This window comes from Paeniglutamicibacter sp. GQ140, from assembly GCF_059759235.1.
This window is the reverse complement of sequence record NZ_JCAXDW010000002.1, coordinates 390,583-416,720: the sequence shown is the minus strand read 5'-3', so window position 1 is coordinate 416,720 and position 26,138 is coordinate 390,583. Positions and strand designations below refer to the sequence as shown.

General features: G+C 65.1%; 36 protein-coding genes. 29 read left to right on the top strand and 7 right to left on the bottom strand.

The window, feature by feature from the left end:
• Positions 1-6: 6 nt before the first annotated feature.
• From rplB to rpsI, 29 genes are all read left to right on the top strand, one after another.
• Positions 7-846 (top strand): 50S ribosomal protein L2, encoded by an 840-nt coding sequence (gene rplB, locus AC6CHY_RS04710; protein WP_217389423.1) that lies wholly within the window; start codon positions 7-9, stop codon positions 844-846.
• 12 nt (positions 847-858) lie between these two features.
• Complete coding sequence (gene rpsS, locus AC6CHY_RS04705; protein WP_068731512.1) at positions 859-1,140, top strand: 30S ribosomal protein S19; 282 nt, start codon at positions 859-861, stop codon at positions 1,138-1,140.
• A gap of 57 nt (positions 1,141-1,197) precedes the next feature.
• Positions 1,198-1,563 carry a 50S ribosomal protein L22 gene (gene rplV / locus AC6CHY_RS04700; protein WP_071212937.1) on the top strand — a complete coding sequence of 122 codons (366 nt, stop codon included), beginning with the start codon at positions 1,198-1,200 and terminating at the stop codon, positions 1,561-1,563.
• On the top strand, positions 1,564-2,394 hold the full coding sequence (rpsC, locus tag AC6CHY_RS04695) for a 30S ribosomal protein S3 (protein ID WP_217389424.1): 831 nt from the start codon (positions 1,564-1,566) through the stop codon (positions 2,392-2,394).
• Positions 2,395-2,811 (top strand): 50S ribosomal protein L16, encoded by a 417-nt coding sequence (gene rplP / locus AC6CHY_RS04690; protein ID WP_217389425.1) that lies wholly within the window; start codon positions 2,395-2,397, stop codon positions 2,809-2,811.
• A 2-nt stretch (positions 2,812-2,813) separates the two neighbouring features.
• The gene (rpmC, locus tag AC6CHY_RS04685) at positions 2,814-3,122 is read left to right on the top strand and encodes a 50S ribosomal protein L29 (RefSeq protein WP_217389426.1); all 309 of its coding nucleotides are present in this window, start codon (positions 2,814-2,816) and stop codon (positions 3,120-3,122) included.
• A complete protein-coding gene (rpsQ, locus tag AC6CHY_RS04680; protein ID WP_132358666.1) occupies positions 3,122-3,409 on the top strand; it encodes a 30S ribosomal protein S17 in 288 nt (95 codons plus the stop codon). The genes rpmC and rpsQ overlap by 1 nt, the downstream gene beginning before the upstream one ends.
• A gap of 219 nt (positions 3,410-3,628) precedes the next feature.
• Positions 3,629-4,570 carry an endonuclease/exonuclease/phosphatase family protein gene (locus tag AC6CHY_RS04675; RefSeq protein ID WP_498225733.1) on the top strand — a complete coding sequence of 314 codons (942 nt, stop codon included), beginning with the start codon at positions 3,629-3,631 and terminating at the stop codon, positions 4,568-4,570.
• Positions 4,571-4,938: 368 nt separating this feature from the next.
• The gene (gene rplN / locus AC6CHY_RS04670; protein ID WP_071212943.1) at positions 4,939-5,307 is read left to right on the top strand and encodes a 50S ribosomal protein L14; all 369 of its coding nucleotides are present in this window, start codon (positions 4,939-4,941) and stop codon (positions 5,305-5,307) included.
• Between the two features lie 2 nt (positions 5,308-5,309).
• Positions 5,310-5,654 carry a 50S ribosomal protein L24 gene (gene rplX / locus AC6CHY_RS04665; RefSeq protein ID WP_071212944.1) on the top strand — a complete coding sequence of 115 codons (345 nt, stop codon included), beginning with the start codon at positions 5,310-5,312 and terminating at the stop codon, positions 5,652-5,654.
• The gene (gene rplE, locus AC6CHY_RS04660) at positions 5,654-6,223 is read left to right on the top strand and encodes a 50S ribosomal protein L5 (RefSeq protein WP_217389428.1); all 570 of its coding nucleotides are present in this window, start codon (positions 5,654-5,656) and stop codon (positions 6,221-6,223) included. The genes rplX and rplE overlap by 1 nt, the downstream gene beginning before the upstream one ends.
• Before the next feature lie 62 nt (positions 6,224-6,285).
• Positions 6,286-6,684, top strand: a complete 399-nt coding sequence (gene rpsH / locus AC6CHY_RS04655; RefSeq protein WP_007271041.1) for a 30S ribosomal protein S8 — start codon at positions 6,286-6,288, stop codon at positions 6,682-6,684.
• A 21-nt stretch (positions 6,685-6,705) separates the two neighbouring features.
• Positions 6,706-7,242, top strand: a complete 537-nt coding sequence (gene rplF / locus AC6CHY_RS04650; protein ID WP_217389429.1) for a 50S ribosomal protein L6 — start codon at positions 6,706-6,708, stop codon at positions 7,240-7,242.
• Positions 7,243-7,244: 2 nt separating this feature from the next.
• Positions 7,245-7,616: a 50S ribosomal protein L18 gene (rplR, locus tag AC6CHY_RS04645; protein WP_217389430.1), complete on the top strand. Its 372-nt coding sequence runs from the start codon at positions 7,245-7,247 to the stop codon at positions 7,614-7,616.
• A gap of 29 nt (positions 7,617-7,645) precedes the next feature.
• Positions 7,646-8,326 carry a 30S ribosomal protein S5 gene (rpsE, locus tag AC6CHY_RS04640; RefSeq protein WP_217389522.1) on the top strand — a complete coding sequence of 227 codons (681 nt, stop codon included), beginning with the start codon at positions 7,646-7,648 and terminating at the stop codon, positions 8,324-8,326.
• 3 nt (positions 8,327-8,329) lie between these two features.
• The gene (gene rpmD / locus AC6CHY_RS04635) at positions 8,330-8,536 is read left to right on the top strand and encodes a 50S ribosomal protein L30 (RefSeq protein ID WP_217389431.1); all 207 of its coding nucleotides are present in this window, start codon (positions 8,330-8,332) and stop codon (positions 8,534-8,536) included.
• 2 nt (positions 8,537-8,538) lie between these two features.
• Positions 8,539-8,994, top strand: a complete 456-nt coding sequence (gene rplO / locus AC6CHY_RS04630; RefSeq protein WP_217389432.1) for a 50S ribosomal protein L15 — start codon at positions 8,539-8,541, stop codon at positions 8,992-8,994.
• A 258-nt stretch (positions 8,995-9,252) separates the two neighbouring features.
• Positions 9,253-10,587 (top strand): preprotein translocase subunit SecY, encoded by a 1,335-nt coding sequence (secY, locus tag AC6CHY_RS04625; RefSeq protein WP_418888839.1) that lies wholly within the window; start codon positions 9,253-9,255, stop codon positions 10,585-10,587.
• The gene (locus AC6CHY_RS04620; protein WP_217389434.1) at positions 10,584-11,156 is read left to right on the top strand and encodes an adenylate kinase; all 573 of its coding nucleotides are present in this window, start codon (positions 10,584-10,586) and stop codon (positions 11,154-11,156) included. Before secY ends, AC6CHY_RS04620 begins: the two co-directional genes overlap by 4 nt.
• A 107-nt stretch (positions 11,157-11,263) precedes the next feature.
• Positions 11,264-12,094 carry a type I methionyl aminopeptidase gene (map, locus tag AC6CHY_RS04615; protein WP_498225728.1) on the top strand — a complete coding sequence of 277 codons (831 nt, stop codon included), beginning with the start codon at positions 11,264-11,266 and terminating at the stop codon, positions 12,092-12,094.
• A gap of 230 nt (positions 12,095-12,324) precedes the next feature.
• Positions 12,325-12,546 carry a translation initiation factor IF-1 gene (infA, locus tag AC6CHY_RS04610; RefSeq protein WP_068731548.1) on the top strand — a complete coding sequence of 74 codons (222 nt, stop codon included), beginning with the start codon at positions 12,325-12,327 and terminating at the stop codon, positions 12,544-12,546.
• 83 nt (positions 12,547-12,629) lie between these two features.
• Positions 12,630-12,743 (top strand): 50S ribosomal protein L36, encoded by a 114-nt coding sequence (rpmJ, locus tag AC6CHY_RS04605; protein ID WP_013349661.1) that lies wholly within the window; start codon positions 12,630-12,632, stop codon positions 12,741-12,743.
• A gap of 150 nt (positions 12,744-12,893) precedes the next feature.
• Positions 12,894-13,268, top strand: a complete 375-nt coding sequence (gene rpsM, locus AC6CHY_RS04600) for a 30S ribosomal protein S13 (protein WP_071212955.1) — start codon at positions 12,894-12,896, stop codon at positions 13,266-13,268.
• Between the two features lie 43 nt (positions 13,269-13,311).
• Entirely contained in the window at positions 13,312-13,713 is a 402-nt protein-coding gene (rpsK, locus tag AC6CHY_RS04595) for a 30S ribosomal protein S11 (RefSeq protein ID WP_217389436.1), read from the top strand.
• A gap of 173 nt (positions 13,714-13,886) precedes the next feature.
• Positions 13,887-14,894 carry a DNA-directed RNA polymerase subunit alpha gene (locus tag AC6CHY_RS04590; RefSeq protein ID WP_217389437.1) on the top strand — a complete coding sequence of 336 codons (1,008 nt, stop codon included), beginning with the start codon at positions 13,887-13,889 and terminating at the stop codon, positions 14,892-14,894.
• 93 nt (positions 14,895-14,987) lie between these two features.
• Positions 14,988-15,500, top strand: a complete 513-nt coding sequence (gene rplQ, locus AC6CHY_RS04585) for a 50S ribosomal protein L17 (RefSeq protein ID WP_217389438.1) — start codon at positions 14,988-14,990, stop codon at positions 15,498-15,500.
• Positions 15,501-15,671: 171 nt separating this feature from the next.
• Positions 15,672-16,625 carry a tRNA pseudouridine(38-40) synthase TruA gene (truA, locus tag AC6CHY_RS04580; RefSeq protein WP_217389439.1) on the top strand — a complete coding sequence of 318 codons (954 nt, stop codon included), beginning with the start codon at positions 15,672-15,674 and terminating at the stop codon, positions 16,623-16,625.
• 327 nt (positions 16,626-16,952) lie between these two features.
• The gene (rplM, locus tag AC6CHY_RS04575; protein WP_071212959.1) at positions 16,953-17,396 is read left to right on the top strand and encodes a 50S ribosomal protein L13; all 444 of its coding nucleotides are present in this window, start codon (positions 16,953-16,955) and stop codon (positions 17,394-17,396) included.
• A gap of 36 nt (positions 17,397-17,432) precedes the next feature.
• Positions 17,433-17,933 carry a 30S ribosomal protein S9 gene (gene rpsI, locus AC6CHY_RS04570; RefSeq protein WP_217389440.1) on the top strand — a complete coding sequence of 167 codons (501 nt, stop codon included), beginning with the start codon at positions 17,433-17,435 and terminating at the stop codon, positions 17,931-17,933.
• A gap of 218 nt (positions 17,934-18,151) precedes the next feature.
• Here rpsI and AC6CHY_RS04565 read toward each other — a convergent pair whose 3' ends face one another.
• From AC6CHY_RS04565 to AC6CHY_RS04535, 7 genes are read right to left on the bottom strand one after another with little or no spacing between them, the layout of a single operon-like run.
• On the bottom strand, positions 18,152-19,699 hold the full coding sequence (locus AC6CHY_RS04565; RefSeq protein ID WP_498225723.1) for a sialidase family protein: 1,548 nt from the start codon (positions 19,697-19,699) through the stop codon (positions 18,152-18,154).
• Positions 19,696-20,376 carry an N-acetylmannosamine-6-phosphate 2-epimerase gene (locus tag AC6CHY_RS04560; protein ID WP_498225767.1) on the bottom strand — a complete coding sequence of 227 codons (681 nt, stop codon included), beginning with the start codon at positions 20,374-20,376 and terminating at the stop codon, positions 19,696-19,698. The genes AC6CHY_RS04565 and AC6CHY_RS04560 overlap by 4 nt, the downstream gene beginning before the upstream one ends.
• 22 nt (positions 20,377-20,398) lie before the next feature.
• The gene (locus AC6CHY_RS04555; RefSeq protein ID WP_217389443.1) at positions 20,399-21,361 is read right to left on the bottom strand and encodes an ROK family protein; all 963 of its coding nucleotides are present in this window, start codon (positions 21,359-21,361) and stop codon (positions 20,399-20,401) included.
• A gap of 4 nt (positions 21,362-21,365) precedes the next feature.
• Positions 21,366-22,292 carry a dihydrodipicolinate synthase family protein gene (locus AC6CHY_RS04550; protein WP_217389444.1) on the bottom strand — a complete coding sequence of 309 codons (927 nt, stop codon included), beginning with the start codon at positions 22,290-22,292 and terminating at the stop codon, positions 21,366-21,368.
• Positions 22,289-23,155, bottom strand: a complete 867-nt coding sequence (locus tag AC6CHY_RS04545) for an ABC transporter ATP-binding protein (protein WP_217389445.1) — start codon at positions 23,153-23,155, stop codon at positions 22,289-22,291. Before AC6CHY_RS04545 ends, AC6CHY_RS04550 begins: the two co-directional genes overlap by 4 nt.
• Positions 23,152-25,170 carry a dipeptide/oligopeptide/nickel ABC transporter permease/ATP-binding protein gene (locus AC6CHY_RS04540; protein ID WP_498225721.1) on the bottom strand — a complete coding sequence of 673 codons (2,019 nt, stop codon included), beginning with the start codon at positions 25,168-25,170 and terminating at the stop codon, positions 23,152-23,154. Before AC6CHY_RS04540 ends, AC6CHY_RS04545 begins: the two co-directional genes overlap by 4 nt.
• Positions 25,171-25,172: 2 nt before the next feature.
• Complete coding sequence (locus AC6CHY_RS04535) at positions 25,173-26,126, bottom strand: ABC transporter permease (RefSeq protein ID WP_498225719.1); 954 nt, start codon at positions 26,124-26,126, stop codon at positions 25,173-25,175.
• Between the last annotated feature and the right edge of the window lie 12 nt (positions 26,127-26,138).

Below are 26,138 nucleotides of genomic sequence, written 5' to 3'. Positions count from 1 at the left end.
TAAACTATGGGAATCCGTAAATACAAGCCGACTACCCCGGGCCTTCGCGGCTCGAGCGTAGCCGACTTCGCAGAAATCACGCGATCAACTCCGGAAAAGTCGCTGCTTCGCCCGCTCCACAAGACTGGCGGCCGCAACAACACCGGTAAGATCACCACTCGTCACAAGGGTGGCGGACACAAGCGCCAGTACCGTCTGATCGACTTCCGTCGTCACGACAAGGACGGCGTGCCGGCAAAGGTCGCTCACATCGAGTACGACCCGAACCGCACCGCCCGCATTGCGCTTCTTCACTACATTGATGGCACCAAGCGTTACATCATTGCACCGAACAAGCTCTCCCAGGGTGACACCATTGAGGCCGGCGCAAACGCCGACATCAAGCCCGGCAACAACCTGCCGTTGCGCAACATCCCGGTGGGTACTGTTATCCACGCTGTGGAGCTGCGTCCCGGTGGCGGTGCCAAGATGGCTCGTTCCGCAGGTGCCTCGGTTCAGCTGGTGGCCCGTGAGGGTCGCTTCGCTCAGCTGCGTTTGCCGTCCGGCGAAATCCGCAACGTTGACGTGCGCTGCCGCGCAACCGTCGGCGAGGTCGGAAACGCCGAGCAGTCGAACATCAACTGGGGAAAGGCCGGCCGTATGCGCTGGAAGGGCGTTCGCCCGACCGTGCGTGGCGTTGCCATGAACCCTGTTGACCACCCGCATGGTGGTGGCGAAGGCAAGACGTCCGGTGGCCGTCACCCGGTCAACCCGAACGGCAAGCGCGAAGGACGCACTCGTCGTCCGAACAAGGACAGCGACAAGATGATTGTCCGCCGTCGCCGTACCGGCAAGAACAAGCGATAGGAGCCTGGAAACATGCCACGCAGCCTGAAGAAAGGCCCCTTCGTCGATCAGCACCTTTTTGTTAAGGTCGCTGCTGAGAACGAAAAGGGCACCAAGAACGTCATTAAGACGTGGTCCCGCCGTTCGATGATCATCCCCGACATGCTCGGGCACACGATCGCCGTACACGACGGACGTAAGCACATCCCCGTGTTTGTCACCGAGTCGATGGTCGGGCACAAGCTCGGCGAGTTCAGCCCGACCCGGACGTTCCGCAGCCACGTGAAGGACGACAAGAAGGGCAAGCGCCGCTAACCCGCAAGGGTTTAGCGAGTGCTTAGCACTTCTTCGAGAGACGAGAGAAGGAAAGCAATGGAAGCCAAGGCAATTGCGCGCCATATCCGCGTGACGCCTATGAAGGCCCGGCGCGTCGTCAACCTTGTTCGTGGCAAGCAGACGAACGAAGCACTGGCGATCCTGAAGTTTGCCCCGCAGGCAGCTTCAGAGCCAGTGTTCAAGGTTGTAGCATCGGCAGTGGCTAACGCCCGTGCCGCCGCAGACCGCGAGGGTGTCGCGTTCAACGAAGACGAGCTGTTCATCAGCGAAGCGTTTGTTGACGAGGGTCCGACCATGAAGCGGTTCCAGCCGCGTGCTCAGGGTCGGGCATACCAAATCAAGAAGCGCACGAGCCACATCACTGTGGTCGTCGCAACCCCTAAGAAGGGTGGGGAAGAGTAAATGGGACAGAAGGTTAACCCGCATGGGTTCCGACTCGGTATCACTACCGACCATGTTTCGCACTGGTTCGCCGACAGCACCAAGGTCGGTCAGCGTTACAAGGACTTCGTAAAAGAAGACATCCGTATCCGCGAACTGATGACCGTTGGCATGGAACGCGCCGGCATCGCCCGCGTGGAGATCGAGCGTACCCGTGACCGTGTTCGTGTGGATATCCACACCGCACGTCCCGGCATCGTTATCGGTCGCCGCGGCGCCGAAGCCGACCGCATCCGCGGCGAGCTCGAAAAGCTCACCGCCAAGCAGGTTCAGCTGAACATCCTCGAGGTCAAGAACCCCGAGATCGAAGCCCAGCTTGTTGCCCAGGGCATTGCCGAGCAGCTTGCTTCGCGTGTGGCTTTCCGCCGCGCGATGAAGAAGGCCATGCAGTCGGCAATGCGCGCAGGTGCCAAGGGCATCCGCGTACAGTGCTCCGGTCGTCTTGGCGGTGCAGAAATGTCCCGCAAGGAGTTCTACCGCGAAGGCCGTGTGCCGCTGCACACCCTGCGTGCGAACATCGACTACGGCAAGTTCGAAGCCAAGACCACCTTCGGCCGCATCGGCGTGAAGGTCTGGATCTACAAGGGCGACGTCACTTCCAAGGAACTGGCAGCCCAGGCTGCTGCAGCTCCGGCCCGCGGCCGCGGCGATCGTCCGGGTGGACGTCCGGGTGGACGTCCCGAAGGTGGCGAGCGTCGTCGTCGCCCCGAGCGCAACGCCGCTCCAGGTGCAGAAGCAGCTCCGGCTGTCGAGGCTCCTGCAGCAGCAGTTGCAGAAGGAGGACAGGCTTAAATGCTTATCCCACGCCGAGTAAAGTACCGCAAGCAGCACCACCCCAATCGGAGTGGCGCAGCTTCGGGCGGTACCACGGTAGCCTTCGGTGAGTACGGTATCCAGGCCCTTACACCGGCCTACGTTACCAACCGCCAGATCGAGGCAGCTCGTATCGCAATGACCCGCCACATCAAGCGTGGCGGCAAGGTCTGGATCAACATTTATCCGGACCGTCCGCTGACGAAGAAGCCTGCCGAAACCCGCATGGGTTCCGGTAAGGGTTCGCCGGAATGGTGGGTCGCAAATGTAAAGCCGGGACGGGTTCTCTTTGAACTCTCCGGTGTCAGTGATGAGGTAGCACGCGAGGCACTGCGCCTTGCAATCCACAAGCTGCCGTTGAAGGCACGCATTGTGCGTCGCGAAGGTGGTGAATAGGAATGGCAATCGGATCCAAGGATCTAGCAACCGAAGCACTGGACGGCTTTGATAACGCCCGTCTGGTCGAGGAGCTTAAGAAGGCCAAGGAGGAGTTGTTCAACCTCCGTTTCCAGTCGGCTACCGGCCAGCTCGAATCGCATGGCAACCTGAAGACTGTCAAGCGCGATATCGCTCGCATCTACACGGTGCTGCGCGAACGCGAGCTGGGCATTCGTCCGGACGTTGTTGTCCCAGTAGAGGAAGCCACGAAGGCCAAGAAGTCTTCGAAGAAGGCCGAAGCTGCTGAAGCAACTGAGGAAGCCAAGTAATGAGCGAGAAGGAGAACGTCGTGGATGCAGCCGCAGAGCGCAACGACCGCAAGACCCTCCGCGGGTACGTGGTTTCCGACAAGATGCAGAAGACCATCGTCGTTGACGTCGAGGACCGTGTAAAGCACGCCCTCTACGGCAAGGTCATGCGTCGCAACAAGAACGTCAAGGCTCACGACGAAGAGAACAGCGCCGGCATCGGCGACCTCGTTCTCATCGCCGAGACCCGCCCGCTGTCTGCCGACAAGCGCTGGCGCCTCGTGGAAATCCTCGAAAAGGCCAAGTAAGCCCTCTCGCTGGTTTTCACTCTGACGTGAACCAAGCAAGACACCCCGGAACCGCTGGACTATCCAGCCGGTGCCGGGGTGTTTTGCGTTTCCGCCCATGTCACGCAGGTAGCATGGGTGGCCGGGGGAGAGCCGGAGCTGTCGCCGCAGCGACGTAGTTGCATGAACGGGGGACCACCAATGGCAAGGGAGCGGACGGGGGAGTCGTCGGATCTGCGTGTGCCGCTGTCGCGGAGCCTGCTGGCAGTGTCGGTTCCCGGGGTGTTCCTGGCCGTGTTGCCGCACCTGTCGATCGGCTCCTCCGGGATCCTGGCGGTGCTCCAGGCGCTACTGCCGTTGCTGTTTCTCGCGACGCTGGGGCTGTGCGTGGTGCTGGCGTTCCGCCGCTACTTCGCCCCGGCCGTGGTGCTCCTGGTCCTTGCCGCTACGTCAATGGTTCCGGTTCTCGCGCCGTCAGCCGGAACGACGTGCAGCCCGGGTGCGCCGCTGACGGTGGTGTCACTCAATGCCGCGCGCGGCCACGCCGATGCGTCGTCTCTCGCGGCGGTGATCGGTGAATCGGACCCGGACATTCTTGTGCTTGTCGAAGCCGGCGAGCCGCAGCTCAAGGCGCTGGAGGCCGAAGTCCCGGGCTGGGCCTACGTCCACCGGACCGGCGAGGTGTTCACCGGCGGCAGCGTTGACACCGTGATCCTCTCCAGGCACCCGCTGCGAGAGGAAACGCCGGCGGTGCTGCAATCGCAGGGCGCACTCTTCGATGCGCCGGTGGCCGTCATAGAGCATCCGGAGGCAGGGCGAATTCGGGTGGCGGGGATCCACCCGGCGCCGCCGACCCACGCGCCGTCGTCCTGGGCGGGTTCCCTGCGCCGCCTCGCTGCCTGGAAAGCGGAACACGCGGGCATGCCGCTGGTCCTGGCGGGGGACTTCAACGCCACGACCGCGCACCCCCAATTCCGGACGTTGGCCGCGGGCCTCGTCGATGCCTCCCCGGCGTGGGGGCCATGGGCGGCAGGCACCTGGCCCGCCGATTCGGCCATTCCGGCATTCGCGGGCATCGACCACGTCCTGGCGCGCGGGCTCGCGGTGCGCGCCGCCGAACGCTTTTCCGTATCCGGCACCGACCACCACGGCATCGTCGCGCACCTGTCTTCCTGCCGGTGACCGACAGCCCGCGATGGGTGCCGGATCCAGGGGGTTCGTGTGAGCAACGACCCCCGGTTTCCCCTTAGCACACGGTTTCGGGATCGCGCATCTTTGCGGTAGACTTTATTTTCTGTGCGCGTTATGTATGGGGACTATCCACCTCCTGCCTGACGCATAGTGCGGCCGGACGGTTTTTTACGGGCCCGAAAGTCGTGCGGCATAGCTCTGAGCCTAAGCCTCGGCCCTGCTTCCCCAGCATCATGTTGTTGCGCACTCGTGCGTTGCGAACAGCGGTGTATGGAGGTGGGGGTAAGCAGAAGCTGAGATGGACCATATCCGTTCCGCAAGGCTCCCTAGGAGAACCAGCGAGACGACAGGAGTAAAAAGTGATTCAGCAGGAATCGCGACTGAAGGTTGCCGACAACACCGGTGCTAAGGAAATCCTTACCATTCGTGTTCTCGGTGGCTCTGGCCGTCGCTATGCAGGCATCGGCGACGTAATCGTCGCCACCGTCAAGGATGCAATCCCGGGCGGAAACGTAAAGAAGGGTGACGTCGTCAAGGCTGTCATCGTTCGCACCAAGAAGGAACGTCGCCGCGTCGACGGTTCCTACATCAAGTTCGACGAGAACGCAGCTGTCATCCTCAAGGCTGACGGCGAGCCCCGCGGTACCCGTATTTTCGGTCCGGTGGGTCGTGAACTTCGCGACAAGAAGTTCATGAAGATCGTTTCCCTGGCTCCGGAGGTACTGTAACCATGGGTGCAAAGATTAAGAAGGGTGACCTCGTTCAGGTCATCGCCGGTTCCGACCGCAACAAGCAGGGCAAGGTGCTGAAGGTATTCCCGGCAGCACAGCGCGTTCTTGTTGAGGGCGTCAACCGCGTCACCAAGCACACCAAGGCCGGCCAGACCGAGCGTGGCACGCAGACCGGTGGCATTGAGGTCGTTGAGGCCCCGATGCACATCTCGAATGTCGCAATCGTTGACCCGGAAACCAAGAAGCCGACCCGCGTTGGCTTCCGCGAGGAAACCGTGGAGAAGAACGGCGTGTCCAAGACCGTCCGTGTTCGCTTCGCCAAGTCTTCCGGAAAGGCACTGTAATGACTGAAGCAGCTGTGAACATCCAGCCTCGCCTTAAGGCCAAGTACAACGCCGAAATCCGCGAAACCCTGACGAACGAGTTCAACTACGCCAACCCGATGCAGGTCCCGGGCCTGGTCAAGGTTGTTGTGAACATGGGTGTCGGCGAAGCCGCCAAGGACTCCAAGCTCATCGAAGGCGCAGTTCGCGACCTCACCGCCATCACCGGCCAGAAGCCGTTGGTTACCAAGGCACGCAAGTCGATCGCACAGTTCAAGCTGCGCGAAGGCATGCCCATTGGTACCCACGCCACTCTGCGCGGAGATCGCATGTGGGAATTCGTGGACCGTTTGGTTACGCTGGCACTGCCGCGTATCCGTGACTTCCGTGGCCTGAGCCCGAAGCAGTTCGACGGCAACGGCAACTACACCTTCGGTCTCACGGAACAGTCCATGTTCCACGAAATCGATGTTGATTCCATCGACCGCGTTCGCGGCATGGACATCACCGTAGTGACCACCGCGAAGACCGACGACGAAGGCCGCGCCTTGCTCAAGGCCCTGGGCTTCCCGTTCAAGACCGCCAACTAGATCAACTACGTTGCAGGTCCGCGCTTGCGCGGAAACCGTAGCGAGGAAGGGCAGAAGCCCAAATGACAATGACAGATCCTGTCGCAGATATGCTGACTCGTCTGCGCAACGCCAACTCGGCTTACCACGACACGGTTTCCATGCCGTCGTCCAAGCTGAAGGTACGCGTTGCCCAGATCCTGAAGGAACAGGGCTACATCGCCTCGTTCGTTGAGGAAGCAGCAGAGGTTGGCAAGAAGCTGACCATCACCCTGAAGTTCGGCCCGAGCCGCGAGCGTTCAATCGCTGGCGTTCGCCGTATTTCGAAGCCGGGCCTGCGTGTATACGCAAAGTCCACCAACTTGCCGCACGTCCTTGGTGGCCTCGGCATTGCAATCCTGTCCACGTCCTCCGGTCTGCTTACCGACCGCCAGGCAGCCAAGAAGGGTGTAGGTGGGGAAGTCCTCGCCTACGTCTGGTAACGGGAAAGGGAGAAAGAAACCATGTCACGTATTGGACGTCTTCCGATCACTGTTCCTGCCGGCGTCGAGCTCAAGATTGATGGCGACGTTGTCTCCGTCAAGGGCTCCAAGGGCGAACTGACCCACACCGTACCCAGCCCGATTGCAGTGGTTCTCGAAGAGAACACCGTAACCGTGTCGCGCCCGAACGACGAGCGCGATTCGCGTTCGCTGCACGGCCTGACCCGCACCCTGATCGAGAACATGATCATCGGTGTCACCGCTGGCTACGAAAAGAAGCTCGAAATCCACGGTACCGGTTACCGCGTTGTGGCAAAGGGTTCGAACCTTGAGTTCGCCCTGGGTTACTCGCACCCGGTGGTTGTCGAAGCTCCCGAGGGCATTGCCTTCGCGCTCGACGGCAACACCAAGATCACCGTCTCGGGTATCAACAAGCAGCAGGTTGGCGAAGTTTCCGCCAACATCCGCAAGCTCCGCAAGCCTGACCCGTACAAGGGCAAGGGTGTTCGGTACGCTGGCGAAATCATCCGCCGCAAGGTCGGAAAGGCTGGTAAGTAACCATGGCTCTGGGAATCAAGGGTAAGAGCAAGGCAGCCGCACGCGGCCGCCGCCACTTGCGCGTCCGTAAGCGCATCACCGGCACCGAGGTGCGTCCGCGCCTGGTCGTCAACCGCTCGGCACGCCACATCTTCGTCCAGATCGTAGACGACAGCAAGGGCATCACCGTTGCCTACGCGTCGACGATGGAAGCCGACTTGCGCGCATTCGATGGTGACAAGACCGCCAAGGCCAAGCGCATTGGCGAGCTCGTCGCCGAGCGCGCCAAGGCTGCAGGCATCGAATCCGTGGTCTTCGACCGCGGCGGCAACAAGTACCACGGTCGCGTGGCTGCTGTTGCTGACGGTGCACGCGAAGGTGGGCTGGCACTGTGAGCGAAGCAACTAACAAGAAGGAAACTCAGGTGTCTGAAGCTACTGAGGCAGCCTCGACTGCTGCTGCTCCTGCCACGGACAAGGCCGGCGCCGCTCGCGGCGAAGGCCGTGGACGCGGCGGCGAAGGCCGTGGACGTGGCGAGGGTCGTGGCCGTGGCCGCGACTCGAAGGACAGCCGCAACGAAGACAAGGACAAGTTCCTTGAGCGCGTTGTAGCAATCAACCGCGTATCCAAGGTCGTCAAGGGTGGTCGTCGCTTCAGCTTCACCGCACTTGTCGTCGTGGGTGACGGCAACGGTCTCGTTGGCGTCGGCTACGGCAAGGCCAAGGAAGTTCCGGCAGCTATCGCCAAGGGCGTTGAAGAAGCCAAGAAGTCCTTCTTCCGCGTTCCCCGCGTCGGCACCACCATCCCGCACCTGGTGCAGGGTGAAGCCGCTGCCGGCGTCGTTCTCCTCCGTCCGGCCGCCCCGGGTACCGGCGTTATCGCCGGTGGTCCGGTTCGCGCCGTCCTGGAATGCGCTGGCATCCACGATGTTCTGTCGAAGTCCATGGGCTCGACCAACCAGATCAACATTGTTCACGGCACCGTTGCCGCGCTGAAGGCCCTTGAAGAGCCTGCAGCCGTCGCAGCCCGCCGTGGACTGCCGTTGGACGAGGTTGTCTCGGCTCAGATGCTGCGCAACATCCAGAACCAGAAGGCAGGTGCGTAAGTAGTGGCGAAGAATTTTGTCCCTAGCGACGCAAATCTGGCAATCACCCAGATCAGGTCCATCATTGGTGTAAAGCAGAACCAGCGCGATACCCTTCGCTCGCTTGGCTTGAAGCGCATCGGACACACCGTGTTCCGTACCGCTGATGCAGTGACCGTTGGCATGATCAACACGGTTCCGCACCTCGTAAAGGTTGAGGAGGCGAAGTAATCATGGCTGAAAAAGAAAACGCACTGAAGGTACACCACCTGCGTCCGGCCGAAGGTTCCAAGAAGGCCAAGACCCGTGTGGGTCGTGGTGAGGGATCCAAGGGTAAGACCGCGGGTCGCGGTATGAAAGGCACCAAGGCGCGCTACCAGGTCAAGGCCGGCTTCGCCGGTGGCCAGTTGCCGCTGCACATGCGCCTTCCGAAGCTTCGCGGCTTCAAGAACCCGTTCCGCGTCGAGTTCCAGGTTGTTAACCTGGACAAGATCTCGGAGCTGTTCCCCGAAGGTGGCGAAGTCACCGTTGAGGCACTGATCGCGAAGGGCGCCGTTCGCAAGAACGAGCCCGTCAAGGTCCTTGGCTCGGGCGAACTGACCGTCAAGGTCGACGTAAAGGTCAACGCCTTCTCGTCCTCCGCAGCGGAAAAGATCGTCGCAGCCGGCGGCTCTGCAGTAGAGCTCTAAGCTACGTGATCTCTTGATCACACAGTGAGAAGGGGTGGACCCGGGAATTCGCATTGCGGATTCCCGGGACCACCCCTTTTTTTCTTCCTTCCTCACAGCCCTGGGACGGCCGGCATCCACTGGACGCCGAGAACGCGATCCCGGGGTGCCTCTCCGCTGAATATATCGATCAGCCGGGAAATGATTACAGTCTTTGCCGCGGCGCATTTGGCGAGTAACGCTGACCACCCGCTAGAATCGATAGGTCAACCCCCGGGTATGCCGGGCCACCATCACTCAGGAGGACGCTTGTTCGCCGCCATTGCCCGGGTATTCCGGACGCCTGACCTGCGACGCAAGTTGTTGTTCACGCTCGCCATCATCGCGATCTACCGCGTGGGTGTCTATATCCCTGCTCCCGGTGTGGACTACTCGAACGTCCAGCAGTGCCTAGCCGCGGGTAACACCACCGGCGGGCTGTACCAGTTCGTGAACCTGTTCAGTGGCGGTGCGCTGCTGCAGGTCTCGATCTTCGCCATGGGCATCATGCCGTACATCACGGCCTCGATCATCATCCAGCTGCTGCGCGTGGTGATCCCTCGCTTCGAGGAGCTGCACAAGGAAGGCCAGTCCGGGCAGGCGATCCTGACCCAGTACACCCGGTACCTGACCATCGCGCTGGGCCTGCTTCAGGCCACCACGCTGGTTTCGCTGGCACGCAGCGGGATGCTTTTCCCCTCCTGCCAGCTGCCGATCGTCCCGGATGACAGCCTCTGGGTCATCGTGCTGATGATCTTCACGCTTACCGCCGGAACCGGCCTGATCATGTGGATGGGCGAACTGGCCACCGAGCGCGGCGTCGGCAACGGCATGTCGCTGTTGATCTTCGTCTCCATCGCCTCGGGCTTCCCCTCGGCCATGGGCGCCATCGCCACCTCGCAGGGCTGGGGCGTCTTCATCGGCGTCATCCTCATCGGCCTCGCCGTGATTGCCCTGGTTGTCTTCGTGGAACAGTCCCAGCGCCGCATCCCGGTGCAGTACGCCAAGCGGATGATCGGGCGCCGCACCGTCGGCGGGACCTCGACCTACATCCCGATCAAGGTCAACATGGCCGGGGTCATCCCGGTGATCTTCGCGTCCTCGATGCTGGCGCTGCCGACCATGCTGGTCTCGTTCAACACGCGCGCCGACGGCACGCTGCCGGACTGGGCCCTGTGGGTGCAGACGAACTTCTCCGGTTCCTCCCCGCTCTACATGGTGGCCTACACGCTGCTGACCATCGGATTCACCTACTTCTACGTCGCGATCACGTTCAACCCGACCGAGGTTGCCGACAACATGAAGCAGTACGGCGGATTCATCCCGGGCATCCGCGCCGGACGCCCCACGGCCGAGTACCTCGAGTACGTCCTCAGCCGCATCACGTTCCCCGGTGCCATTTACCTGGCATTCGTGGCCCTGATTCCGTTGATCGCCTTCGTGCTGATCAACGCCGATCAGAACTTCCCATTTGGCGGCACCTCGATCCTCATCATGGTTGGTGTGGGTCTTGAGACCGTCAAGCAAATCAACGCACAAATGCAGCAGCGACACTACGAAGGACTTCTGCGATGACAAGACTGTTGATCATTGGACCACCCGGCGCCGGCAAGGGCACCCAGGCGGACCGCATCTCCGAGCGCCTCAACGTTGTGGCCATCTCCACCGGTGACATCTTCCGCGCCAACGTCAAGGGCGGCACCCCGCTGGGCGTCGAGGCCAAGAAGTACATCGACGCCGGCAACTTCGTTCCCGACTCGGTCACCAACTCGATGGTCCGCGACCGCCTGTCCCAGGACGACGTCAAGGACGGCTTCCTGCTGGACGGCTACCCGCGCACCAGCGCCCAGGTCGACGAGCTGGACTCGATCCTGGCCGACGCCGGGGTGGAACTCGACGCAGTGCTGCAGCTGACCGCCGACGACGACGAACTCGTCGCCCGCCTGCTCAAGCGCGCGGAGATCGAGGGCCGCGCCGATGACAACGAAGAGGTCATCCGCCACCGCCTGGGCCTGTACCACGAGGAAACCGCAGTCGTGGTCAACCGCTACCAGGAGCGCGGCATCGTGCGCCTGGTCGACGGCATCGGTGAAATCGACGAAGTCACCAACCGCGTCATGGACGCGCTGGGACAGAACGTCTAAGTAGCTTGCACACGCGCAAACCGCGGGGATCGGCACACCAGTGCCTGCATCCCCGCGGTTTTTGCGCTAACGACGCAGAGAAAATTCCTTGAAAGGGGAACCACACCATGGCTTTCGGCCAACCCAAAATCGAGTACAAGACCAACCCGCAGATCCTGAAGATGCGTGAAGCCGGTTTGGTGCTGGCCGAGGCATTGGACGAGGCAGTGGCAGCCGCACAGATCGGCGTGACCACCGCGCACGTCGACGAGGTCTTTGCCTCGGTGCTCGAACGCCATGGCGCAAAGTCCAACTTCAAGGGCTACCACGGCTTCCCCGCCACCATCTGCGCCTCCGTCAACGACGAGGTCGTCCACGGCTTCCCCAGCCAGTACGAGCTCAAGGACGGCGACGTGCTGAAGATCGACGGCGGAGCCATCATCGACGGCTGGCACGCCGACTCGGCACGCACCGTCATCCTGGGCACCGCCGACCCGGAAGACCAGCGCCTGTCCGACATCACCCAGGAAGCCATGTGGCGGGGGATCGCCGCCCTGGCAGAGGCCCGCTTCGTGGGCCAGATCGGCGATGCCATCGACGACTTCGTCTCCGGAGTGCCGGGCAAGCCGCTGGGCATCCTGGAGGACTACGTGGGCCACGGCATCGGTTCGGAAATGCACCAGGCCCCGGACGTGCTCAACTACCGCACCGGGCACCGCGGGCCCCGGGTGAAGCCGGGCCTGTGCCTGGCCATCGAACCGATGCTGGTGCGCGGGGGACTTGAGACCAAGGTGCTCGAGGACGACTGGACCGTCGTCACCGTTGACGGCGCCCGCGCCTCGCAGTGGGAGCACTCGGTTGCCGTTCACATGGGCGGCATCTGGGTGCTCACGGCCCATGACGGGGGAGTGGCGGGCCTCGCCCCCTTCGGCGTAACGCCTTCCCCGATCGTTTCCTGATGTTCCGTGCAGCGCCCGCGCGCGGGTGCTGCACGGAAAAATGTGGTGGATCTAACAAATCGAGCCGGTCAAGGGATTTCCCTTTAAGCCTCCCAGCGCGTAGGCTTGACTGTTGGTTGTCTGTTCCTTGGTGCCCAAAAGCTCGCGCTTAGGGTGCCTCTGTTATTGATGGCCAAGACCATAAACCTGTCGGTGGCAAAAGCCGCCGGCAACAAAAGTTAGCGGAGGATATGGCCAAGAAAGAGGGTGTCATCGAGGTAGAAGGCACCGTGTCAGAGGCACTGCCCAATGCGATGTTCCGTGTTGAGCTGCCCAACGGGCACGTTGTACTTGCAACTATCTCGGGAAAGATGCGTCAGCACTACATTCGAATCCTCCCTGAGGATCGCGTAGTGGTGGAACTCAGTCCGTATGACCTCAACCGCGGACGTATCGTTTACCGCTACAAGTAAAGATTTTTGTTCTCCTTCCCTTGGGACGGGCGACAAAGGAATTTACGCTCCACTTGAAACCGCAACCGCAAAAGGACAAAGCCTTGAAGGTTAACCCTAGCGTGAAGCCGATCTGCGATAAGTGCAAGGTGATCCGTCGTAATGGCGTGGTCATGGTGATCTGCGAAAACCCACGCCACAAGCAGCGTCAGGGCTAATTTCCCTCACGGGAAATCCTGCGCGTAGTAAAAGTAATTGGCAGCACAGCATCCACCGCGCGATGCATACCCACGGCACGGAGGCCGTGGACTGGGAACACCCAGGAATGTGCTGCTTTAGACCTCCGCACATCGAAAGGTAGACAGCATATGGCTCGTCTAGCTGGCGTAGACATCCCGCGCGAAAAGCGCGTGATCATTGCGCTCACCTACATTTACGGCGTGGGCAAGACCCGTGCAGAACAGACCATCGCCGAGACCGGGATCAACCCGGACACTCGCGTGAAGGATCTGACCGACGCTGAGCTGGTTCAGCTGCGTGACTTCATTGAAGGCAGCTTCAAGGTTGAGGGTGACCTCCGCCGTGAAGTGGCAGCTGACATTCGCCGCAAGGTTGAGATCGGCTCCTACGAAGGCATCCGCCACCGCAAGGGCCTGCCGGTCCGCGGTCAGCGCACCAAGACCAACGCTCGTACCCGCAAGGGCCCGAAGCGCACCGTCGCCGGTAAGAAGAAGACCCGCTAAATCTAGCGGTCGTCACTAAGCCAATTTTCTCGTAGGAGTAAGCATGCCCCCCAAGACTCGTGGAGCGGTCCGCAAGCCGCGTCGCAAGGACAAAAAGAATATCGCGCTCGGACAGGCGCACATCAAGAGCACCTTTAACAACACCATCGTTTCCATCACGGATCCGAACGGTGCTGTAATCTCGTGGGCCTCGGCCGGCGAGGTTGGCTTCAAGGGCTCGCGTAAGTCGACTCCGTACGCCGCACAGATGGCCGCCGAGGCCGCTGCAAAGCGCGCACAGGAGCACGGTCTTCGCAAGGTTGACGTTTTCGTCAAGGGCCCGGGCTCGGGACGCGAAACCGCGATCCGCTCGCTGCAGGCTGCTGGCCTTGAGGTCGGGTCCATCCAGGACGTTTCCCCAAGCGCTCACAACGGCTGCCGCCCGCCAAAGCGTCGCCGCGTCTAAAAATGACTGTCTGGCTTTGATGCCGCCGCGTCTTTCTCCCGCAAGGGAGTTGGGCGCGGCGGCATGATCGCCACGGCTAGCCAGACCGAACCAGACGAACGCCGACGAGGCATACGTCGTTTCCACCCCCTGTGTTGCGTCATATAGCGGACGCTCGCTGAAAGGAAATGTAAGTGCTCATTGCACAGCGCCCTACCCTGACCGAAGAAGTCGTAGCGGAGAACCGCTCCCGTTTCGTAATTGAACCGTTGGAGCCAGGCTTCGGCTACACCCTGGGCAACTCGCTTCGCCGTACCCTTCTCTCCTCCATTCCTGGTGCAGCTGTCACCAGTGTGCGGATCGACGGCGTACTGCACGAGTTCACCACCGTAGCCGGTGTGAAGGAAGACGTCACCGAGCTGATTCTGAACATCAAGAATCTCTCTGTGTCCTCCGAACATGACGAGCCGGTCGTCGCCTACCTGCGCAAGCAGGGCCCGGGCGTCGTCACCGCAGCCGACATCACCCCGCCAGCCGGCGTGGAATTCCACAACCCGGACCTGCACATCGCGACGTTGAACGCGAAGGGCAAGTTCGACATGGAACTGACCATCGAGCGTGGCCGCGGCTATGTTTCTGCAGCGCAGAACAAGAACGTGGACGCCGAGATCGGTCGCATCCCTGTGGATTCGATCTACTCGCCGGTACTCAAGGTGACCTTCCGCGTGGAGGCCACCCGTGTCGAGCAGCGCACCGACTTTGACAAGCTCATCGTCGATGTCGAGACCAAGGATTCGATGGCCCCGCGCGATGCAGTTGCATCTGCCGGCACCACCCTGGTTGAACTGTTCGGACTGGCTCGCGAGCTGAACACCGCCGCTGAAGGCATCGAGATCGGCCCGTCCCCGACGGACGCCGCCCTCGCAGCCGACATGGCGTTGCCGATCGAGGACCTCGAACTGACCGTTCGCTCGTACAACTGCCTCAAGCGTGAGGGCATCCACTCCGTGGGTGAACTCGTTGCACGCTCCGAGGCCGACCTGATGGACATCCGTAACTTCGGTGCGAAGTCCATCGACGAGGTCAAGGCGAAGCTGATCGATTTGGGTCTGGCCCTGAAGGATTCCCCTCCGGGCTTCGATCTTGCAGCACGTGCCGCCGCCATTGGCGACGATGACGTCTACGGTGACGAAGAAGTCTAAGACTTCTTGGCCCACCAGCTATAGAACTTAAACCTTTGCGCCCGGGATCCCCCGGGGCACCGGGCGCAAAGGCCACCATAATAGGAGAACACTATGCCTACCCCTCCCAAGGGTCCGCGTCTCGGCGGCAGCGCAGCTCACGAGCGTTTGATGCTCGCGAACCTGTCCGCGCAGCTGTTCGAGAACAAGTCCATCACCACCACGCTGACCAAGGCCAAGCGCCTTCGTCCGCACGCAGAGCGCCTGATCACCTTCGCCAAGCGCGGAGACCTGGCCTCGCGTCGCCGCGTCCAGGCAGTCATTGCCTCGCGCAGCCGCACCAACAAGTCGATCGTTCACGAGCTGTTCGAGAACATCGCACCGCTCATGGCCGAGCGCCCGGGCGGCTACACCCGCATCACCAAGATCGGCAACCGCAAGGGCGACAACGCTCCGATGGCTGTCATCGAATTGGTCATGGAGCCGGTTTCCCCGAAGCAGGCCGTTGTGAAGGAAGCCGAGAAGGCTGCCGCAGTGGCTGCTCCGGTTGAAGAGGTCGTTGAGACCGAAGCAACCGAAGCTGCAGAGGTTGTAGAGACCGAAGCCGCAGAGGAGAACAAGGCCTAGTCCTTGTTTCCTCGGCAATAGCTGAAACGTTGGCCCGGTGCACTTATGCACCGGGCCAACGTTTTAAGTACTGAAGACCCCCGCGACGGGCCCGCCCGCGGCCGCTCGCAATTTCGGGGGGAGGACCGCTCCCGTGACAAGTGGAGCAGGCCACCGAATGAGGACCGTGAGATGAATACTTCCGCCTTTGACGCCCAGCACCCCGGTCTCGCGCCGGCCGGAAGCGCCGCCGAGCCTGCCACCGTGCGCCTGGCCATTCGCATCGGCTATGACGGAACCGCCTACAACGGCTGGGCGCTGCAGCCGGGCCTGCCCACCGTGCAGGGAGTGCTCGAAGCCGCCCTGGCCATGCTCATCCGCCGCGACATCCGCACCGTCGTGGCCGGTCGCACGGATGCCGGGGTGCATGCCCGAAACCAGATCGCGCATTTCGACCTGACGCCGACCGAGGTTGCGGGCCTGGCCCGCGGGGCGAACATCGAACCCGGCTTTGCCCTGCTTCGCCGGCTGCGCGGTGTACTCGGCCGCGAACACGGTGCCATCCTGGTCCACGACGTCTGGATCGCCCCCGACGGGTTCGACGCACGCTTTTCCGCACTCTGGCGCCGCTACTCCTACCGCATCGCCGACGGACCTGCACGTTTCGATCCGCTGACCCGCGCCTTCACCATGTGGCACAAGACGGACCTGGATGTCGATTTGCTGAACGCGGAGGCCTCAAGCCTGCTCGGACGCCACGACTTCCTCTCCTTCTGCAAGCCGCGCGAGCATGCCACCACCATCCGCACGCTGACGGAATTCGAGTTCGACCGTGATGCCGAGGGCATCATCGTGGCGCACCTGAAGGCCGATGCTTTTTGCCACAACATGGTCAGGGCCATGATCGGTGCCTGCATCAAGGTCGGGGACGGGCGCGAGGTCCCGGGGTGGGTGGCGATGCGCTTGGAGGAGGCCGTGCGCGATTCCCGGATCATGCTTGCAGACCCGCGGGCACTGGTCCTGGAGGAAGTCGCCTATCCTCTTGATGCGCACGAGATCGCCAGGCGCGCGGAATTGACGCGCACCCGTCGCACGCCGCATGAGATCACCAAGGACCTGCCGGAATTGCGCGGAATCGACCTGTAGGCCGGGGGAATGCGGCGCAATCCACTGGCATAAGTCGTCGTGTCGGCAGGCTCACTTCGGGCGCTTTGGCGGTGTCGGGGTTAATCCGATAGACTATGGGCTGTTGTGCGTGTCCTTTGTTCGACACAACCTTCTCCGCGTGACGGCTCAGTTGCAGAGCCACTGGTCTGCTGGGATTGCGAACATTCATGGACGGCCGGTCTTTTCAGTCCTCACCTGGCGAACTGGTTACAGCGCATCGAACACAGCACATCTACAACAGTGGATCTCACAGCCGCTGCTTGGAACTGTGCTTGACCAGTAACCAATAAAACAAAGGCAATTACAGTGCGTACGTTCACTCCAAAGCCGGCTGACCAGACCCGCCAGTGGCACATCATTGATGCCACCGACGTTGTACTTGGTCGCCTCGCCGTCCAGGCCGCAACCCTGCTGCGCGGCAAGCACAAGGCTACCTTCGCCCCCCACATGGACATGGGCGATCACGTCATCATCATCAACGCCGAGAAGGTTGCCCTCACCGGCGCCAAGCTCGAAAACAAGCGCGCCTACCGTCACTCGGGTTTCCCGGGCGGCCTGAAGTCCGTGACCTACGCCGAGCTTCTTGAAAAGAACCCGGTCCAGGCCGTGGAGAAGGCCATCAAGGGCATGCTCCCGAAGAACTCGCTGGCTGCAGATCAGCTGTCCAAGTTGAAGGTCTACCGCGGTGCCGAGCACCCGCACGCTGCACAGCAGCCGCAGACCTTCGAAATCACCCAGGTCGCGCAGTAGCGCTGGGCCCCGAGAACAAGACTTTAGGAGATTATCGTGGCTCAGAACACTGAAGAGATCACTGAATTCGAGGGTGAAGCTCCGACTTCGTACACCTCGGAGACCGTTGCCGTTGAGGCAGAAGCCGTCAAGGAACGTCCGGCACTGACCGTTGCAGGCGCAGCAGTTGGCCGCCGCAAGCAGGCAATTGCCCGCGTGCGCGTCGTCCCGGGTACCGGCAAGTGGACCCTCAACGGTCGCACCCTGGAAAACTACTTCCCGAACAAGCTGCACCAGCAGGATGTCAACGAACCGTTCAAGCTCCTCGAGCTCGACGGCGCCTACGACGTTCTTGCACGCATCCACGGTGGCGGCCCCTCGGGCCAGGCCGGTGCGTTGCGCCTGGGCATTGCCCGTTCGCTGAACGAAATCGACCGCGACAACAACCGTGCAGCCCTCAAGAAGGCCGGCTACTTGACTCGTGACGCCCGCGTCATCGAGCGCAAGAAGGCTGGTCTCAAGAAGGCCCGCAAGGCTTCGCAGTTCTCCAAGCGCTAAATCGCTTGCACCGACCCCCTGGGGGGTCGGAAACCAGGGGCCCCGCAACCGCAAGGTTGTGGGGCCCCTGGTCGTTAAGCAGGCCATCGGCATGCGAAAAAGAGCCAGTGTTCAGCTCCACGAACTGAACACGGCTCTTTTCCTGTCATGCAGACCCTCGGTTGGCGTGGTCTTCCACCCGGGCGTTGGGCCGACGGGCCAAGATGGCGACGGGTCGACTAACGCCCACCAGGTTGGTTCGGCAGATCGGTGCTGGATTCGACGGCCCAGTCGATGCGCGGCCGGGCCCCTGCCGCCGTGGTGCGGTGGTTCAGGTGCAGCCACACGGCGGTTGCCCCCGGGGCGATCGATTGGGAGGGACCTTCCACGTCGCCGTGCGGCCGAACGGTCACCGGATCCGGGCCGCTGTTGGTCACGGCCGCCGAATAGGTGAGGATGTCCCCGGCGCGGATTCCCGGGGCAGGAGGACCATAGTTGGCCAGCAGGTCCGCCCGGCTGGCGACCAATTGCGCCTCGGCCTGGCCGACCTCCTTTCCTGCCGCCCCGTACCCTGCATCGGCCTGCCCCAGCACCATGTGCGGCTCGCTGAATGTCCAGTCATCCGGGGGAGCGGGGGTGATCGAGCGCGGCACGACCTCGACCCGCACCTCCGGGTGCCCGGGCAGCGGGCGCGGCCCGGGCGGGAGATTGGTGTCGTCGTCGGCCGGGTTTGTGACGGCCGGCGCGCTCAGCTCCGCGCGCGGGATCCGGGCGAACACGATCTCCTCATAGGCGCCGCGCTCATAGAGCACGCCGATCGAGCCGTCGGGCAGCTCGGCGGCCGTGGAGTACGCCGAGGCGCCGGCGCAGAGCAGGACGCTTCCGGCCCAGGTGGTTCCGTCGTCCGGGCTGTGCCGCAGCACGGTGTTCCGGCGCAGGTGCCGGTGCGCGTTGTGGGTTGCCACCATCCCGCCGCCGGCCAGGGCGGTGAGCGAGCCGTTGTCGCTGGGGTCAGGCAGCGCGGGGACGGGTTCGGGGCGGGAGAAGGTGGCCCCGCCGTCCACCGAGCGGGCGGCCAGCCGGTGCGGCGTGGCCCGCGAGTGCAGCAGCACGCTGCCGTCGGGCAGGGCGGCGACGGAGGATTCGTTGGTGTGCGTGCCGTCGGCGGACGGCTCCAGCGCCTCCCCGAGCTTCCAGCTGTGCCCGTGGTCGTCGCTATGGGCCACCGCGGCGGCGATCCGTCCGCCGGCGGACAGCAGCACCACGCAGGGCTGGAGCAGCCGCCCGGCATGCGGGCCCGCGGAGACACGGGTGCCGGCGCCCGAGGCCGCGAAGATCCCGCGGATCCCGGGGCGCTTGAGCTGGCCGGTGATCCGGCGGTGGCTCCAGCTGAGCCCGTCGTCGGTGGAGACGGAGAGATCCACGTGCTGCGTTTGGGCGGTGCCCGGCAGGGACTCGAAAAACCCCCAGCGGGTGGTCGCGGCGTGGAAGCAGAAGATCGTGCCGGTTTCGCCGTCCACCAGCAGGGAGGGGTCGCCGAAGCCGTGCAGGCCGGTTCCGGTGCGCAGGGTGCGCTGCGCCTCCCAGGTCCTCCCGCCATCGGTGCTGCGGCGCAGCACCAGGTCGGCGGGGGAGGGCAGGTCATCGAGCGTGGGCCGCCCGTCGTAGACCGCCAGCAGCGTCCCGGCGGCGGTCACGGCCAGGGCGGGGATCCGGTATTGCCGGTGGCCGCCGGCCCCGCGGGTCGCCAGCACCGTTTGGTGCGTGCCGGCCGGGCGGGCGCTCACGATTCCAGGGCGTCGAGGAACCAGCCGGTCACGGTCGCCGGGTGGGTGATCGCGGTGCCCACGACCACCGCGTGCGCCCCGGCATCCAGCGCCGCGCGGGCCTGGGCGGGGGTGTGGATGCGGCCCTCGGCGATGACCGGCACGCCCAGGTCCGCCGCGATGATCGCCTCGAGCAATTCCAGGTCCGGGCCCTGGGTCTTGGGCCGTTCCCCGGTGTATCCGGCCAGCGTGGTGCCGATCAGGTCCGCCCCGGCGGCGGCCGCCGCGACCGCGTCGTCCAGCGAACCGCAGTCGGCCATCACGGTGGCCCCGGAGCGTTCGCGGATCCCGGCGATGGTTTCGGCCAGGCTGAGCCCGTCCGGGCGCGGCCGGCGGGTGCCGTCCAGGGCAATGATGTGCGCCCCGGCGGCCGCGACGGCCAGCGCGTGGTGCAGCGTGGGGGTGATGAACACCCCGTCGTGGCCGTCCTTGAACAGGCCGATGACCGGGACCTGCACCGCGGAGCGGGTCGCGGCGATGTCGGCCAGGCCCTGCACGCGGACCGCCTTGGCCCCGCCGATCACCGCGGAGGCGGCGACCTGCGCCATGGTGCGCGGATCGCGCATGGGTTCGCCGGGGTAGGCCTGGGCGGAGACGACCAGCGCGCCCTTCAGGGCGGTGAGGTCCGAAGCTGTCAGTAACACGGGTGGTGGGTTCCTTCTAGGCGGGGACTGTGGTGGCGTGGGCGCGGAGCAGCAGCAGCGAGGCGGCCCCGGCCAGGGCGGCGTCGGCGCCCAGGGCCGCCGGTTGCGGGACCAGGGAGGCGAGCGGGGCAATGAGTTCGGCGGCGAAGGCGGCACGCAGCGGTGCCCACCACCGCTCCCCGGCATCGGCCAGTCCGCCGGAGAGGATGACGGATTCGGGGTCCAGGGTGTTGGCCAGCCCGCCCAGTGCGCGGCCCGCGGCGGTGGCGGCGGTGTCGATGGCCCCCGCGGCGAGCAGGTCCCCGGCGGCGGCGCGGGCGAACACGGCGCGCGCGTCGGGCACCGTCAGGTCCCCGCCGCGGCGCAGGTAGAGGGCGTGCAGGGCCGGTCCGGAGGCGATGGCCTCCAGGTGTCCGGTGCCCCCGCAGGGGCAGCGCAGCCCGGCGGCCTCTGCAGCCGGCACGTGGCCCAGGTGCCCGCCGACCTGCCGGGCGCCAAAGACGGGGACCCCGTGCAGCAGCAGCGAACCGCCGATGCCGGTGCCGAAGGCGGCCAGCAGCACCGAGTCGGTTCCGGTTCCGGCCCCCAGCCAGCCCTCGCCCAGCGCGTGGGCGTGCACGTCGTTGACCGCCTGCACCTGCTGCGGGTGAAGCCCGAGCCGGGCGCCAAGCCCGGCGCGCAGGTCGGTGCCCGCCCAGCCCGGCAGGTGGTCGGTGGCCGAGAGCACGGTCGCGGTGCCCGGGTCGATGACCCCGGCCGCGCCGATCCCGACCCCGAGCGCGGGCGCACCGGAGGCGGGGGCGCGGGCGAGCAGGGGAGCGGCGAGTGCCGCGACTGCATCCAGCACGGCTTCGGGCCCGGCGGCCGCGGGGGTGGGCAGCGAGCTCCGGGAGGTGATGCTGCCGTCGGCACCCACCAGGGCGGCGGCGATCTTGGTGCCGCCCAGGTCGATGCCGACGGCGGTGCGCGGTGCTGCCATGGGCCTAGAGCAGCCCGGTGTCGGCGAGGATCGAGCGGATGCGCGCGGCCTCCTCGGCGTTCAGGGATGCCATGGGCTGGCTCATGGTGTTGGAGCCGATGACGCCAAGCTGCACCAGGGCCGTCTTGAACGCGCCCAGCCCGCCGGCGCCCGGGGAGACCCGGGATCCGTCCGGGACCTCGACGATGCGGAAGAGCTCGGCCAGGCGGTCCTGTTCCTTGACCGCGGTCTCCCAGTTCCCCGACACCGCGGCGTCATAGAGCCGGCGGTAGCCGGCGGGGTCGACGTTGGCCAGGCCCGGGACCAGTCCGTCGGCGCCCGAAAGCATGGCGGCGTCGCAGACGACCTCGTGTCCGCTGAACAGCGCGAATCCGTCCAGTCCGCGGGTGAGCAGGCGCAGCTGGCGGAAGGCGATGTCGTTGCCCGAGGAGTCCTTGACCCCGGCGATGGTGCCCTCGTGGGCGAGCTCGGCCAGCAGCTCCGGGGCCAGCTTGTAGCCGGTGCGCACCGGGACGTCGTAGGCGAGGACCGGGACGTCAACCGCCGCGGCGATGGCGCGGAAGTGCGCCTTGACCTCGGCGGCGTCGAAGATCGCGTAGTACGGGGTGGTGGCGACCACGGCGTCGGCCCCGCGGGAGACGACCTTGCGGGCCTCCTCGATCACCCGGGCGGTGGTCTGCTCGTTGGCGCCGACCAGCAGCGGGACGCGCCCGGCGGTCGCCGAGACCACGGTGGCCAGCACGGCCTCGCGCTCGGCGTCGGTCAGGTACGGGGTCTCGCCCGAGGAGCCCAGCGGGAACAGGCCGTGCATGCCATTGGAAACCAGGTGCTCGACGACCGCCTCCAGGCCCGGCAGGTCCAGGGCGCCGTCGGACGTGCGCGGGGTGAGGACGGGCGGGATGACGCCGGTGAATGCGGGGGTGGTGCTCATGCTTCCTCCAGGGGAGTTCGGGTGGTTGCGGGGGCCTGGAGCAAACTCGGTGCGGCCCCCAGCAGGGTTCGGGTGTAGTCGTTGGTGGGGTTGTCAAAGACCTGGGCGGCGGAGCCCTGCTCCACGATCCGCCCGGCGTTCATCACGCAGATGCGGTCCGCGACGTAGCGGACGGTGGAGATGTCGTGGGAGATGAAGACCAGTCCCAGGTTGAGCCTGGCCTTCAGGTCGGTGAGCAGGTTCAGCACCTGGGCGCGGACCGAGACGTCCAGGGCGCTGGTCGGCTCGTCGGCGATGACCAGTTCCGGGTCAAGGGCCAGGGCCCGGGCGATGGCCACGCGCTGGCGCTGCCCGCCGGAGATCTGGGCGGGGGAGACCTCCGCGGCGGAGGCGGGCAGCCCGACCAGCTCGAGCAGCTCGTAGACCTTGGCCGAGCGGGTGGCCCGGGTCCCGATTCCGTGCACGAGCAGCGGGTCGGTGAGGATGTCGTGCACGGTCATCCGCGGGTTCAGCGCGGTGGCCGGGTCCTGGAAGATGATCGAAACGGACTTGCCGAATTCCCGGCGGGCGGGCCCGCGGCGGGAGAACGGTTCGCCGTGGAAGAGCACCGAGCCGCTGGTCGGTTCGCGCAGGCCCACCAGCACCGAGGCGAGGGTCGACTTGCCGCAGCCCGATTCCCCGACGATGCCGACGGTCTCCCCGCGGGCGATGGTGAAGTCGACCCCGTTGACGGCCTTGACGATGGTCGGGTGGAAGAGCTTGCCGCCGCGTGCCCGGTGGTGCACGTGCAGGTCCTTCAGTTCCAGGACCGGGGCGGAGCCGGGCGCGGCGGGGTGTGCGGCGGCCGGTGCGGTGGTGCTCATGCGTTGGCTCCTTCGGTGCGGGTGCTCGGGGTGCTCGGGGCCGCGGTGGCCCAGTAGTGGTCGGAGGTCCCGACCCGTTCCAGGGACAGGGCCCGGGCGGGGTCGGCTGCGGGGTCAAGGGAGCGGGCGGCGAACCTGTCCCCGGCGGCGAAGTCGCGCGGGCTGGGAACCGACCCGGGGATCTGGTGCAGGCGCTGCGCCCCGGATTCGATGGAGAGCACCGCGCCGAGCAGGCCGCGGGTGTATTCGTGCCTCGGATCGGCCAGCAGCTCGGCGGTGGCGCCGGATTCGACGACCTGCCCGGCGTACATCACCGTCACGCGGTGCGCCAAGGAGGCGACCAGCGCCAGGTCGTGGCTGACGAACACCATGGCGAAGCCGAGCTGTTCGCGCAGCTCGTTGAGCAGGTCCACGACCTGCGCCTGCACCGTGACATCCAGCGCGGTGGTCGGCTCGTCGGCGACCACGAGCTTGGGGGAGCGGGAGAGCGCCATGGCGATGAGCACGCGCTGGCGCTGCCCGCCGGAGAGTTCGTGCGGGTAGGAGCGCAGCGTCCGGCGCGGGTCCAGCTTGACCAGCTTGAGCAATTCCTCCGGGCTCATCCGGCCGTTGCGCCGGGTCAGCTGTTCCATCTGCTCGCGGATCAGCATCGAGGGGTTCAGCGAGGACAGGGCGTCCTGGTAGACCATCGCGATCTGTTCCCCGCGCAGGCCCTTGAAGAGCTTTTCGCGGGTGGTCTCGCGGTTGTCGGGGCCCACCAGTTCGCGGCCCTCGAACATGATCGAGCCGGTGACCTCGGCGTTGGGGGCCAGCAGGCCCATGATGGCCAGCGAGGTGATCGACTTGCCGCAGCCTGATTCGCCGACCAGGCCCATGGTCTCGGACTCGTTGACGGTGAAGGAGACGTTGTCGACGATCCGCGTGTCGCCGTAGCGGTCCGGGAAGCGGATGGAGAGGTTGCGCACCTGCAGGATCGGCCGGGCCTTGGTGTCGGGGTGCAGCCTGTCGCCGCGGCCCAGCTCGGTGGCGCGCAGGCGTTCGAGTTGGGCGGCGAGCAGCGGCGGGGTGGCCGCGTCGGGCGAGGCGGCGTCGATGCCGTGGCCGGACTCGGCGCGCAGCACCGCGGCGGCGGTGTTGTCCTTCTCGGTGATCTTCGCCGGCTTGCGCAGCCGCGGGTTCACCATGGCGTCGGTGAGGCCCTCGGCGAGCACGTTCAGGCAGAGCACCGTGAGCAGGATCAGCAGGCCCGCATAGGTGGTGGCCCACCAGGCGCCGTTGAGCACCAGGGTGCGGCCGTAGGAGATGACGTTGCCCCAGCTGGGGGCGGGGTCCTGGACGCCGGCGCCGAGGAAGGAGAGCGAGGCTTCGAAGATGATCGCGTCGGCGACCATCACGGTCGCGAAGACCAGCACCGGGGCGGCGGTGTTGCGCACCACGTGGCGCACCAGGATGTGCAGGCGTCCGGCTCCCAGCACCTGCTCGGCGCGCACGTAGTCCTCGCCCCACTGGGCCATGACGTTGGCGCGGACCACGCGGGCCAGCTGCGGGATGTAGATGACGGCGATGGCGACGATGATCACCGGGACGGAGTTGCCCAGGGTTGCCAGCAGCACCGCGGCGAGCGCGATGCCGGGGAAGGCCATGATGATGTCCATGATGCGCATGACCGATTCGCTGACCCACTTCGAGGCCGTGGCGGCGATCGCGCCGAGCACCGCGCCGACGGCGATGGCCAGCGCCACGGCGCCCAGGCCGATGAGCAGCGAGGAGCGGGCGCCGAAGAGCAGGCGCGAGTAGATGTCGCGGCCCAGCCGGTCGGTGCCGAAGGGGTTGGCGGCGCTGGGTGCCTGGGCGGGGATGCCGGTGGCCAGCGGGTCGTGCGGGGCCAGCCAGGGGGCGAAGAGTGCCGCGAGGGCGACGACTGCCAGGAAGAGCAGGGCGGCCTTGGAGCCCAGGGGAAGGGCCCTGAAGGCGAGGCCGGGGCGGCTGAGGCGGTCAGCAAGTCCGTACCGCATGGTCATACCGTCCTAATCCGGGGGTTGATGAGCAGGTAAAGCAGGTCCACGGCGATGTTGACCAGCACGAAGGTGATGGCGATGGTCAGCGTGACGCCCTGGACCAGGGAGACGTCGTTGTTGGTGATGCCGTTGAGGATGAGCTGGCCCATGCCGGGCAGCGAGAAGATCATTTCGATGACCACCGCGCCTCCGAGCAGGTAGCCGATGCGCAGGCCCAGCACGGTGACCGGGGTGATCAGCGCGTTGCGCAGCACGTTGCGGCGGATCACCTCGTGGCGCGGGACCCCGTTGCCGATGGCGGTGCGGACGTAGTCCTTGTCCATTTCCTCGACCATCGAGGTGCGCACCACGCGGATCAGCGAGGCGCAGACCGGGATGGCCAGGGCCAGGGCGGGCAGCGCGAGGGAGCGGAAGTAGCCGGCGGGGTCCTGGCTGAAGGGGACGAAGCCGCCGGAGGGGAAGGTCCCGGTGCCCAGGGCCAGCCACTGGATCAGCAGGATGCCCAGCCAGAAGGAGGGCGTGGCCACGGCGGCGATGGACAGCACGCGGATGCCCGCGTCGGGCCAACGGTCGCGGTAGAGCGCGGCGGTGACTCCCAGAAGCAGGGAGAGCACCACGGCGATGGCCACGCCGAAGAAGGTCAGCTGCAGGGTCAGCGGGAAGGCCCCGGCGATAATCCCGGAGATCGGCTGGGCCGGCGGGGTGGTCTTGCCGAAGTCAAGCACCAGCAGGCGGGCCAGGAAGGAGAAGTACTGCACGAGGACCGGCTTGTCGAGGCCGCGTTCGGCGCGGTAGGCGGCCTTGGCCTCCTCGCTGGCGCCCTCGCCGAGCGCGGTGGTGGCCTGGTCGCCGGGGGAGAACTGCAGGACCAGGAAGACCAGCAGCGTCACGCCCAGGATCATCAGTGGCAGTGCCGCCAGGCGTCGGCCCAGCAGGCGGAGGATATTGCCCACGTTTATGGTGCT

Bases quoted from the DNA above. Each gene is read 5' to 3' on its own strand.
- rplB (WP_217389423.1), top strand. From the start codon at position 7: ATGGGAATCCGTAAATACAAGCCGACTACCCCGGGCCTTCGCGGCTCG.
- rpsS (WP_068731512.1), top strand. From the start codon at position 859: ATGCCACGCAGCCTGAAGAAAGGCCCCTTCGTCGATCAGCACCTTTTT.
- rplV (WP_071212937.1), top strand. From the start codon at position 1,198: ATGGAAGCCAAGGCAATTGCGCGCCATATCCGCGTGACGCCTATGAAG.
- rpsC (WP_217389424.1), top strand. From the start codon at position 1,564: ATGGGACAGAAGGTTAACCCGCATGGGTTCCGACTCGGTATCACTACC.
- rplP (WP_217389425.1), top strand. From the start codon at position 2,395: ATGCTTATCCCACGCCGAGTAAAGTACCGCAAGCAGCACCACCCCAAT.
- rpmC (WP_217389426.1), top strand. From the start codon at position 2,814: ATGGCAATCGGATCCAAGGATCTAGCAACCGAAGCACTGGACGGCTTT.
- rpsQ (WP_132358666.1), top strand. From the start codon at position 3,122: ATGAGCGAGAAGGAGAACGTCGTGGATGCAGCCGCAGAGCGCAACGAC.
- rplX (WP_071212944.1), top strand. From the start codon at position 5,310: ATGGGTGCAAAGATTAAGAAGGGTGACCTCGTTCAGGTCATCGCCGGT.
- rplE (WP_217389428.1), top strand. From the start codon at position 5,654: ATGACTGAAGCAGCTGTGAACATCCAGCCTCGCCTTAAGGCCAAGTAC.
- rpsH (WP_007271041.1), top strand. From the start codon at position 6,286: ATGACAATGACAGATCCTGTCGCAGATATGCTGACTCGTCTGCGCAAC.
- rplF (WP_217389429.1), top strand. From the start codon at position 6,706: ATGTCACGTATTGGACGTCTTCCGATCACTGTTCCTGCCGGCGTCGAG.
- rplR (WP_217389430.1), top strand. From the start codon at position 7,245: ATGGCTCTGGGAATCAAGGGTAAGAGCAAGGCAGCCGCACGCGGCCGC.
- rplO (WP_217389432.1), top strand. From the start codon at position 8,539: ATGGCTGAAAAAGAAAACGCACTGAAGGTACACCACCTGCGTCCGGCC.
- secY (WP_418888839.1), top strand. From the start codon at position 9,253: ATGCCGGGCCACCATCACTCAGGAGGACGCTTGTTCGCCGCCATTGCC.
- AC6CHY_RS04620 (WP_217389434.1), top strand. From the start codon at position 10,584: ATGACAAGACTGTTGATCATTGGACCACCCGGCGCCGGCAAGGGCACC.
- map (WP_498225728.1), top strand. From the start codon at position 11,264: ATGGCTTTCGGCCAACCCAAAATCGAGTACAAGACCAACCCGCAGATC.
- infA (WP_068731548.1), top strand. From the start codon at position 12,325: ATGGCCAAGAAAGAGGGTGTCATCGAGGTAGAAGGCACCGTGTCAGAG.
- rpsM (WP_071212955.1), top strand. From the start codon at position 12,894: ATGGCTCGTCTAGCTGGCGTAGACATCCCGCGCGAAAAGCGCGTGATC.
- rpsK (WP_217389436.1), top strand. From the start codon at position 13,312: ATGCCCCCCAAGACTCGTGGAGCGGTCCGCAAGCCGCGTCGCAAGGAC.
- rplQ (WP_217389438.1), top strand. From the start codon at position 14,988: ATGCCTACCCCTCCCAAGGGTCCGCGTCTCGGCGGCAGCGCAGCTCAC.
- truA (WP_217389439.1), top strand. From the start codon at position 15,672: ATGAATACTTCCGCCTTTGACGCCCAGCACCCCGGTCTCGCGCCGGCC.
- AC6CHY_RS04555 (WP_217389443.1), bottom strand. From the start codon at position 21,361: ATGGCAGCACCGCGCACCGCCGTCGGCATCGACCTGGGCGGCACCAAG.
- AC6CHY_RS04550 (WP_217389444.1), bottom strand. From the start codon at position 22,292: ATGAGCACCACCCCCGCATTCACCGGCGTCATCCCGCCCGTCCTCACC.
- AC6CHY_RS04545 (WP_217389445.1), bottom strand. From the start codon at position 23,155: ATGAGCACCACCGCACCGGCCGCCGCACACCCCGCCGCGCCCGGCTCC.
- AC6CHY_RS04540 (WP_498225721.1), bottom strand. From the start codon at position 25,170: ATGCGGTACGGACTTGCTGACCGCCTCAGCCGCCCCGGCCTCGCCTTC.